This window comes from uncultured Campylobacter sp. (genome assembly GCF_938045775.1).
Taxonomy (GTDB): Bacteria; Campylobacterota; Campylobacteria; order Campylobacterales; family Campylobacteraceae; genus Campylobacter_B.
This window is the reverse complement of the sequence record NZ_CALIBH010000228.1, coordinates 1-9,256: the sequence shown is the minus strand read 5'-3', so window position 1 is coordinate 9,256 and position 9,256 is coordinate 1. Positions and strand designations below refer to the sequence as shown.

The following is a 9,256-nucleotide window of genomic DNA, read 5'->3' as shown; positions in this document are numbered from 1 at the left end:
ACCGTCTCGGCAAGGCTCGGAGAATTAGCGGCGCTCAGCCCGCATGCCTCCATAAATTTAAGCGTGCGCGAAATTTCATCGCTGAGCTCGTTAAATTTAGCCTCCAGCTCGCTCTTTTTCAAAAAGCCCAAATTCCACTTATGCACCTCGTGCAGGTTCGCAAGACCGCCGCGAGAAAAGGCGCGCAGCAAATTCAGCGTCGAAGCGCTTTGATGATACGCCTCGATCATGCGCGCAGGATCCGGCTTTCGCGCCGCTTCGTTAAACTCAAATCCGTTGATTATGTCGCCGCGATAGCTAGGCAGACTTACGCCGCCAACCTCCTCGAAATCGCTACTGCGCGGCTTTGCGAACTGCCCTGCGATACGACCTACCTTAACGACGGGACATCCCGCTGCGAAGGTAAGAATGATCGCCATCTGAAGCATTACCTTAAACATATCACGGATATTATTCGCGCTAAAATCATTAAAGCTCTCCGCGCAATCGCCGCCTTGAAGCAAAAACGATTTGCCTTCGCTGGCGCGCGCAAGCTCGGCTTTTAGGTTGCGAACCTCGCCCGCAAAAATTAACGGCGGCAGCTTGTAAAGGCGCTCTTTAGCGGCCTGCACCGCACTTTCATCCTGATAAATCGGCTGCTGTAAAATTTTATAATCTTTCCATGACGTCCTACTCCAACTCATAGCCCCTCCTAGATTTCGTAAAATTTCGCGATTATACCGAAATAAGCTTTTATTAACCCAAAAAATCTTAAAATAGCGCCTTTAGGCAATTTGGAAGGAATTTTATGGAAGAAAACCGCACTAAAGGGCTAATGCTTGCATTTGCGACCTTTTTTATGTGGGGCGTTTTCCCGATATTTTTTAAGCTAATAAAAGACGTGGACGCGGTGCAAATTTTAGCGCATCGCGTCGTTTGGTCTTTCCTGCTGCTGCTCGTTTTTCTCTGCTTTACGCACCGCTTAAAAAACGTCGCGCGACTTCTTAGCGCTCCTAAAATCGCCCTTACGTTGCTTTGTACGGGACTACTTATCAGCACGAACTGGGGTATTTATATCTACGCGGTAAATTCTGATCAAATTTTAGCCACCAGCCTCGGATATTTTATAAATCCTCTATTTTCGGTGCTTTTGGGCGCTTTGTTTCTGCGCGAGCGACTAAGCGCGGCGGCCAAGCTTTCCCTGCTACTGGCCTTTGCGGCGATCGGCGTGCAAATTTACGCGCTGGGTAGGCTGCCGATAATCTCGCTCGTGCTACCGCTTAGCTTTGCATTTTACGGCCTCATACGCAAAAAAGTAAGCGTGCCTAGCTTTGAGGGGCTGTTTTGCGAGACGACGCTGATGCTGCTGCCCGCGCTTACGTTTCTGATCTACTGCGCGCTGAAAGGAAGCGCCGCTTTCGGCTTCAGCACAAGCGGCGCGCTGCTGTTTGCAAGCGGACTGATTACGATTTTGCCGCTGCTCACCTTCGCCGTAAGCACGCAGTATCTGCCGCTATCTACGATCGGCTTTATGCAATACATCAGCCCTAGCATGAGTATGCTAATCGCGGTGTTTATTTACGGCGAGGAGCTTGAGACTTATAAAATTTTGAGCTTTTCGCTAATTTGGTTCGGGCTCGCGGTCGTGGGCTTGGACGGCTTAAGGAGAAAAAATGGCTAATTTCGCTTTGATGTTCGCAGTCGCCCTTGCGGTGGGCGCGCTCGTGTATTTTCAGGTCCAAAAGGCTTCCGCGCGCGCAGATGCCGCAGACCCCGAGCTTAGCTCGCAAAGGTATATGAAATTTTGCGATATTTTGGAGGGCAAACTGCGAGCTCTAAAGCGGCTCGAACTGCGCAATGAAAGCGCTCGCGAGAGCTATCTAGGCGAACTTGAGGCTCTTAGCAAGGAGCTAGTTTATATCAAAACGATGCATCAAAGCAACCTAAATCCCGCCGTGTGGGAGGGCAAGCTATTTGAGTTTCTAAATAAAACGGACGCGCTTATCGAAAAATACGCCGCGGACGCAGAGCGCTCGCTGCAAGACTGGCGCAAGCAGCTGGAGATGGAATTTAAGAATTTATAATCAAAACTTTGAATTTAGTTCAATTCAAAGCTTATCGCTTTAATTAGCATAAGATATGAATCATATAATGTAAGAGAAACCCAAAAACATTATACACAATAAATTAAATATAAAAATTTAGTTATCATATAAAGAAAAGATATCCGTTTTATGTTATAAGAGCTTCATAAAAAGCATCCGTCCTTTTTATGAGACTTAAATTGCATAAATCATCCAAACGCCTCTTTGCAAGGCGCTTCTTCAAATGCGTAAATTTTATAATTTCTCCAATAGTCTTTTTAGATTGCAAAAACTGCAAAAGAAATATATTTTTTTGTAGTTTTTTATGATCTTTGATGCCTAATATTTCGCCTTGTTCCCAAATAGATAAGCTTGAAAATGCTGTGGCTTTACTGATCATTACAAGACTACAATCATCACTTGTTTTTGCTAATACGGATTTTTCAAATGATATCTCTAACTTATCTTGCAAAATTCCACTAGGCAAAATTGCATTTAAATTTATAAGCTTTAGCAGAATTTTAGTCAAATTTTTCGACTGTCTATCGTAAAAACTCTCACTACTTCCATCACTCATCAATACAAAGCCTTCTATTTGATCAATTTTTCCTTTTATAATTTTTGCATTTTGTAAAGCATCATCAGAGGTAGCAAAAACAGTAACATTTGCAAATTCACCATTTGTAGGCAATGAAGCTACTTTGATTTGTCTGTTTTTTACACAGCCGATAATCCCGTCACCTATATGAAATAGTATAAAATTTTTATCTTTTATCGCCACAAAAAGCAAGGTATGCGCCAGGTCTGAAATTTCACAATCGTGCTCGTTGCTTAGATCAATCATCCTAGATCTTACTTTTGAAAGAATTGCTGATTTTACAACATTTCCATCTTGCTGATTAAAATATCCATCAAAATTTTTGCTAAATTCTTCACAAATAAATTTTACGGATTTCTCAGCTCCAAAATGTGAGTATTTTGCAGAACCTGCCCCATCGCTCAATGCTATTATATTTAAATTATCACTTTGAAAATATGCTATTTTGTCTTGGCAGGGCATATTATGTTTTATATGCCCTCTGCCTTGCAATGCAACCCCGCAGATTTTATACATCAAAGCTCTCCCCAACCTTTTATTCCATCTACATCTAGTTTTACACTTTCACCGGGAGTTGATTGCGAAGTCCTAGAGACACTTTGACTAAGCCAAGCAAAAAATTCTTTGAATTTTAAGCCTTGCAATCTCAGCGGCGGTCTTTTAGGTGAAAATCTAGCCAATACGTTCATATCTGCGCTCTCTCCTATTCCTATAGGAAAAATAGTAAGCTTTTTATTATTAATAAGCTCGTAAGTTTTAGCAACTGGGGTCTCCAAAGCTGCCATACTATCAGGCATTCCGTCAGTCATTAAAATAAGCCAAGGCTGATAATAATCTACCCCTTTTGAGCGGTATTCACTCTTTCTTTTCTCTAAAATTTCTAAAGCTAAATTTACGGCTTCCCCCATAGGAGTACCGCCATTCGCACTTAGATTCGGTAAACTATCGTCGATTGAAAGTCCCGTAAAATCTCGCACGATTTGCACTCCACCGTTACCAAATGTGACTATGGCTATGTCTGCTGAATATAACGCCACCTCATCATCTTTTATGGCATCATAAAAAAGCTTTATGCCTTCATTGAGTTCATTTATTGGACTTCCCATCATTGATCCACTAGTATCTAGGCATAGGCATACCGGTACTCTCGGTGTAGGATTTGACGCCAAATCATCCAAACCCATAATATCTTTACTCATATTCTCTCCTTTTAAAAATTTTTAAATTTAGTTTTATCTACTTTTTTTGCTCTTGTAGGCCAAATTTCTAAGGACATCTCATCTTGCTTTTGCAACTCCCCTCTATTAAACATCTTTAGATAATTTTTAAAAATTTCCAACCATTCGCTAGATCTTAATCTTTTGTTTGGCTTTGAGCATTTTCCATTGCTACTAAATATATTATAGAATGCCTCTTTAACTATATATGGTAAATGGGACCACATATATTTCCATAGGCCGTCCGGGACTTCATCCGTTACATTCATGCCAAAACGATATGGAAAATGCATTTTTATAATATTACCGGCAGGATCAGTTCCACCCTGATGTGAATACGGAGTCTTACCCGTCATCATAATCATAAAGCAAAGCGTAGCAACTGCAAAATTTTCATTTTCCATAGTCCTTAAGAAATCTCCAAAATGCCGCCCTTGTATCTCCGGCGCAGTAAAATTTATAGTTCCTACGGGGCATGGAAATGGTCCTATCTGATAGCTATCGGTATCTACAAAATATACTTCCATAGGAGATATAAAGAGAATATTAGCTGGATTTATATCGCCTATTATGAGATTCTTTGAATGCAAATAGACTATTTTATGCAAGATAGTTACTAATAACTGGACTAGATCCTTTCTAGACCAACTAGCATATTCTTTCTCGAATAATGGTTTTAGAAATACACTTTTCTGAAGTTCTACCCCTCTAGCCTTAGGCATTAAATATCCTACAAATTCGCTATGCCCTGCACTATTGTATAATAAACTAACGGGATAACAAACTCCTTCACAATCAAAGGAAGTGCTTACCATTAGTTTTAATTTTGCAAATTTATGTTCGGTATTATTTCGCTTTTTATATATTTTTGCTACGCATTGCGTATCCGTAGTATATATCAGCCCTTCGCCACCAGCTGAAATTCTTTTTATAAGTTTTACTGCTTTGCCTTTGTCATCATAGACAAAATCATTTTCCTCTGGAATTTTGGTTATAGGATTTATTCTGTCGTCATTGCTAATCATTATATTGGTTTTCATAAAAGCCGGTTTTGAAAGTCTCAAAATTCTAGGATCTATTTTTGATATATCGTCCGGACGAAACTTACTCGTATCGCTACTTTTATTGATACGTCTTATTTCAACTCCTTGCGCTACGATGCTTTTATAAATGTCATAGTCTTGTGTTACCAATAAGATCTTATCGGTAGGCTTGAGGGAAAGAAAAAAATCATTAAAATAATTAAAGCGAGCTTTATCAATATCACATACCTCAAATTTGATCAAATTCTCATCTTGCATATTCTTTAAAAATTTTACTATTTTACTTGTTGTAGAAGCTATGTTTAAATCCGCATTATTTATGTTCAAATTCAATTCTTCCACCACCTTCGGCAATAATCTTAAGCAATTATTATACTTTTTTAAAAAGGGTTTAATTCTATCAAACCAGCGTTCAAATGCTTTATTTAAGAGACTGCCGGTATCTATATAAATTTTAAAATTTTGAGCCAATTTTTCAAATACTATTTCTCTTTTATTGTCATACATTATCTAACTCCTGAATTTCAAATTTCCTCTAATGGATTTCGGTCCATAAGAATAGAAATTATCTTTTATAATAATATCATTGCCTTGGCATAAGAGATTCGCCATTTCAAAGTCATATTCATATATATGTGCCGAAGCAATATAGCCGCCGATAAAACCAACTTTTACCAAGAGTCTATTTGCCAAGTCCGTTTGTAATTTTGCAATGGCAAGCAAATTTGCGTATTGTCTTCCGAATATATTTTGGCTTCTAAAAAAGAATTGCAAATTTAATCGTTCATCCCTTATTTTGGCATCAATAGTGGTCAAACATGGTAAATTATCGTCCATTATCCCTTCTTTCAAAAGACATATAGTGGCCGACTTTGTTTCTTTCTTTTTATCCAATCTCTCAACCAGCCACTCAAATTGATCAACCCCATTTTTGTTATAAATTAAATCGCCGTATGTAAAAGGTCTATTTTCCATAACTATACCTTTTGAAAATTTCTTTAGAGTATGCAATATAACTTCTTGATCTCCGAACTTAGAGATAATTTCATCACTGGTATTTGGACTAGATATTTTTATTTGTAATCCCAAAATTTCTTTAATTTTTACATCCTCATCATAAAAAATGCTACCCTTTTTTATAACAGTATCTATACATTTTAACCAGCACTCTCCCAAAGTATTGGCATCAATAGTATCACTCACAGCTATTGCCCCTTACAATGTAATCAATATCTCTTGAAAAACTATCAAAATACCTCATCCCACTAATTTTAAACCTATCATTTTCTATTCGTTTTAATATATGATGTGTACCATTTGATTGAAGTAGCACTTTATTTTCATCTATAAATTCACCTATTATAGCTGCATGAACTTTACACCTATGCGTCATATCCATAAATAAATCTAAGTTATTTTTAGAAACCGAGTATATAAATTGCCAATCTCCACTTGCTAAAGCAAACTGAAATTCGTCTACTCCCAATACCCTCGCCACATTTCTGCTTGCAGGCATTATAGGAATTTGATCTTTATATAAAATAGCTCCTAGACCGCTACTTTCACACAAAGAGTATATACTACTAGATAAACCGTCGCTATTATCTATACAAGCATTTGCAATTTTAGCTTTTGAAATTTTATGGGCTATTTTATGAGGCGGATTTTGATAAACTAAAGAATTTGTAAATATCCGTATTGATTCTTTAGACATATCTAGATGGTTTTTAAAAGCCAACATAGCACTAACCATGGTTCCAAAATATCCTGTAGCTATTATAAAATCACCTATCCCAGCATTACTTCTAGTAAGAATTTCATCTTTTTTACATTTTCCAATAGCCGTAACAACCATAGCAAATTTATCACTCTTCTTCGTATCTCCGCATGTTATAAATGCCCCATATTTTTTTGCCGCCATATCTGCTCCGCTCATTACCTCTTTAATAAAATTCAAATTAGTATCTGCGGGTAATAAAAGAGCAATACTCACACAAATAGGCGCGCCACCGGAAGCGAAAATATCACTTACGGCGTGAGATACACCAAAATCTCCAACACAATTACCATTATCTAATCCCATTGTATAAGCTAAATTTAAACCGCTTCTATCTGTATTGATAAGCAGCACTTCATCTTTACTAATATTTATATCTAAAAAAGCGCTGTCATGTCCGAAACCGCCCATTAGTTGGTCATCAGCATGAAGCATTTTTATAATTTCTGAAACTAGATGTTTTTCGCCTATTTCATATAACTTATAATTTTTCATATAATTTCTAAAATCCCAATATAATCAAAACTTCATTGATAATTTAATACCCCCTATTGTAGTTATAGAATTGTTGGTTTCTCATCTGCTGTTCTTGAAGCATTCTTTGATACTCCATCTGTTGTCTCTGTTGCTCTAGTTGTTGTTGCATTTGCTGTTGCTGTCGTTGCATCTCAGCTTGCATTCTAAGCTGGTCTGCTTGATTCCATAGTCTCTGACGATACATAGCTCTTTGCTGGTCATCTATTTGCTGTTGCATCTCTCTTTGCTGACAAGCATAGTCATTGCTATTGCAATAGGCTAATAGACTACTAGCTACTAGAGCCATTAAAATCAAACCTTTCATTTCTATCTCCTTTTATTACATTTAATACCTGCTTTTCTAAGCAGTCTAACTCCAGCTTTATTATCATTAAGCAACTCTTTATACCATACTTCTTTTACTATCCCAGATTGAATAATTGCACTAGCACAATTAACACAAGGAGCATAAGAGCAATAGAGAATAATCTCATCACTACCTCGATAGTTAATTAGGCAATTAACTTCTGCGTGTATTACTGTAGGTAGAGTTTTTTTATTCTCGTCTCTAGTAGGCATATTTAATGCACTATCATTAAATCCTACAGATACTAGTTTATTATTACTAACCGCTATACAAGCTACAGGTCTAGTATCTCTACTATATTCCTCAGCATTTTTAACTAATTGCCATATAAATGAACTAATATTCATCATAACTCCTTTGGGAAAGATTGCATAGCTTTACGATAAGGGTCAGTAACACTAGCTAGTAATCTATCAGCTGTAGATAACCAACCGATAGAAAAATAAATACCATCTATAGTTCCGCTAGTTATAGAAGCTGCTAAATGTGTTTCTATACGTACATCAAATAAATATTCTCGCCTATCTAGTTTATCGTCATATAAAGGATATGACAAGCAATACCCGAATAAGTGCTGTTCTATCTTAGAATACAATTCTTTAAGCAATAAAGCTTTAGAGACGCTATAAGCACTCTTAGTAAGCATATCTAAATCAATATAATCAGAATAATCTGGTGGATATAATTCAGGTAATCTAATAGTTCTATCAAGATTACAGATAACATCATAGACATAACCTTTAAATAACTTCATACGTCTAGGAGTCATCTTTGCTTGTATTTCATCTGGTATTTTACTTTCAATGGAGCTTCCATTTATACATACACTTAAAGTATCTTTTGATAGTTCTACCAAACAATCTGAAGTAACTAATAATAATCTATTATCGGTTCTAAACTTTAACATCTATATACTCCTAGTAACCATATTTTGCATTTTCTTTAATCTTTTCAGCTTGACTAATAACATAGTCTAACAGCTTAGTATCCTCTAGTCCTGACATATCATATATAGATTTATCTATACAGTAAACTAGCTTTAGACCTTTATAATCTACATCTCCTATGAATACTGTATTCTCTTTGTAATAGTCTACAGAGACATCTGTTATAACAGAGCAAAGGATAATATTATCCTTAAATATCTGCTTAAAACCTCCATATTTATAGCTATTAGCAAAGCAGCCATAAGAAATAAATAAATCTATACAAGCTTGTTTTAGAAGCTCTAAGAACTTTTCTGATAGTAACCCATTTATAACAGCAGTAGGATTCATAGCTATATAGTCTAAATCTAATATTCCCTTATCTGTAGAGTTTTTATAGATAAATTGCTGTTGAACATACTTATTAAGCATACTTTCAAATGGCTGATATACCTTATCTAGAGGTTTAGTAAATGCTAATTCTATTAGAGAATTGTCTAGTAAAGCAATACTTACAGCTACATCAGATGCTTTAACACTTCTTATACACTTATACTTGATATAAATATCATTAATTTTGACAAACTTACATTTCATTTCTACATTCCTTATAATTTGCTTTATACCAGTTAGCTACTGCTTCTGGTGATTTATCTTTAACCCATTTCTTTCTAGACTCATCCCATTTACCTACTCTAGAGTTAATTTCTTTAATAGTCTCAATCATACATTTAAACCAGTTAAATCCT

The 9,256-nt window shown here is 36.5% G+C and carries 12 protein-coding genes; 2 read left to right on the top strand and 10 right to left on the bottom strand.

Going from position 1 to position 9,256, the window contains the following annotated elements; genetic code table 11:
• Positions 1 to 683 (bottom strand): 3-deoxy-7-phosphoheptulonate synthase (locus Q0238_RS09175; RefSeq protein WP_297945404.1); only part of this gene is annotated, 683 nt, incomplete at its 3' end.
• 104 nt (positions 684 to 787) lie between these two features.
• On the opposite strand from Q0238_RS09175, the gene rarD reads away from it, so the two are divergent.
• Entirely contained in the window at positions 788 to 1,660 is an 873-nt protein-coding gene (gene rarD, locus Q0238_RS09170) for an EamA family transporter RarD (protein ID WP_297945400.1), read from the top strand.
• Positions 1,653 to 2,063, top strand: a complete 411-nt coding sequence (locus Q0238_RS09165) for a hypothetical protein (protein ID WP_297945397.1) — start codon at positions 1,653 to 1,655, stop codon at positions 2,061 to 2,063. The genes rarD and Q0238_RS09165 overlap by 8 nt, the downstream gene beginning before the upstream one ends.
• A gap of 148 nt (positions 2,064 to 2,211) precedes the next feature.
• Here Q0238_RS09165 and Q0238_RS09160 read toward each other — a convergent pair whose 3' ends face one another.
• From Q0238_RS09160 to Q0238_RS09120, 9 genes are read right to left on the bottom strand one after another with little or no spacing between them, the layout of a single operon-like run.
• On the bottom strand, positions 2,212 to 3,177 hold the full coding sequence (locus Q0238_RS09160) for a PP2C family serine/threonine-protein phosphatase (protein WP_297945406.1): 966 nt from the start codon (positions 3,175 to 3,177) through the stop codon (positions 2,212 to 2,214).
• Entirely contained in the window at positions 3,177 to 3,860 is a 684-nt protein-coding gene (locus tag Q0238_RS09155; protein ID WP_297945394.1) for a VWA domain-containing protein, read from the bottom strand. Before Q0238_RS09155 ends, Q0238_RS09160 begins: the two co-directional genes overlap by 1 nt.
• Positions 3,861 to 3,871: 11 nt before the next feature.
• Positions 3,872 to 5,428, bottom strand: coding sequence for a hypothetical protein (locus tag Q0238_RS09150; protein WP_297945392.1), 1,557 nt, complete (start codon positions 5,426 to 5,428; stop codon positions 3,872 to 3,874).
• Positions 5,429 to 5,431: 3 nt separating this feature from the next.
• Positions 5,432 to 6,124, bottom strand: a complete 693-nt coding sequence (locus Q0238_RS09145; RefSeq protein ID WP_297945389.1) for a thymidylate synthase — start codon at positions 6,122 to 6,124, stop codon at positions 5,432 to 5,434.
• Positions 6,117 to 7,193 (bottom strand): thiamine-phosphate kinase, encoded by a 1,077-nt coding sequence (locus Q0238_RS09140; RefSeq protein ID WP_297945386.1) that lies wholly within the window; start codon positions 7,191 to 7,193, stop codon positions 6,117 to 6,119. Before Q0238_RS09140 ends, Q0238_RS09145 begins: the two co-directional genes overlap by 8 nt.
• 43 nt (positions 7,194 to 7,236) lie before the next feature.
• Positions 7,237 to 7,539, bottom strand: a complete 303-nt coding sequence (locus Q0238_RS09135; RefSeq protein WP_297945384.1) for a hypothetical protein — start codon at positions 7,537 to 7,539, stop codon at positions 7,237 to 7,239.
• A 2-nt stretch (positions 7,540 to 7,541) separates the two neighbouring features.
• Positions 7,542 to 7,928 (bottom strand): deaminase, encoded by a 387-nt coding sequence (locus tag Q0238_RS09130; RefSeq protein ID WP_297945381.1) that lies wholly within the window; start codon positions 7,926 to 7,928, stop codon positions 7,542 to 7,544.
• Positions 7,928 to 8,488: a hypothetical protein gene (locus Q0238_RS09125; RefSeq protein WP_297945378.1), complete on the bottom strand. Its 561-nt coding sequence runs from the start codon at positions 8,486 to 8,488 to the stop codon at positions 7,928 to 7,930. Before Q0238_RS09125 ends, Q0238_RS09130 begins: the two co-directional genes overlap by 1 nt.
• A 10-nt stretch (positions 8,489 to 8,498) precedes the next feature.
• A complete protein-coding gene (locus tag Q0238_RS09120) occupies positions 8,499 to 9,104 on the bottom strand; it encodes a hypothetical protein (RefSeq protein WP_297945375.1) in 606 nt (201 codons plus the stop codon).
• Between the last annotated feature and the right edge of the window lie 152 nt (positions 9,105 to 9,256).

Coding starts and splice junctions, on each gene's coding strand:
- rarD (WP_297945400.1), top strand. CDS start 788: ATGGAAGAAAACCGCACTAAAGGGCTAATGCTTGCATTTGCGACCTTT.
- Q0238_RS09165 (WP_297945397.1), top strand. CDS start 1,653: ATGGCTAATTTCGCTTTGATGTTCGCAGTCGCCCTTGCGGTGGGCGCG.
- Q0238_RS09160 (WP_297945406.1), bottom strand. CDS start 3,177: ATGTATAAAATCTGCGGGGTTGCATTGCAAGGCAGAGGGCATATAAAA.
- Q0238_RS09155 (WP_297945394.1), bottom strand. CDS start 3,860: ATGAGTAAAGATATTATGGGTTTGGATGATTTGGCGTCAAATCCTACA.
- Q0238_RS09150 (WP_297945392.1), bottom strand. CDS start 5,428: ATGTATGACAATAAAAGAGAAATAGTATTTGAAAAATTGGCTCAAAAT.
- Q0238_RS09140 (WP_297945386.1), bottom strand. CDS start 7,193: ATGAAAAATTATAAGTTATATGAAATAGGCGAAAAACATCTAGTTTCA.
- Q0238_RS09135 (WP_297945384.1), bottom strand. CDS start 7,539: ATGAAAGGTTTGATTTTAATGGCTCTAGTAGCTAGTAGTCTATTAGCC.
- Q0238_RS09130 (WP_297945381.1), bottom strand. CDS start 7,928: ATGAATATTAGTTCATTTATATGGCAATTAGTTAAAAATGCTGAGGAA.
- Q0238_RS09125 (WP_297945378.1), bottom strand. CDS start 8,488: ATGTTAAAGTTTAGAACCGATAATAGATTATTATTAGTTACTTCAGAT.
- Q0238_RS09120 (WP_297945375.1), bottom strand. CDS start 9,104: ATGAAATGTAAGTTTGTCAAAATTAATGATATTTATATCAAGTATAAG.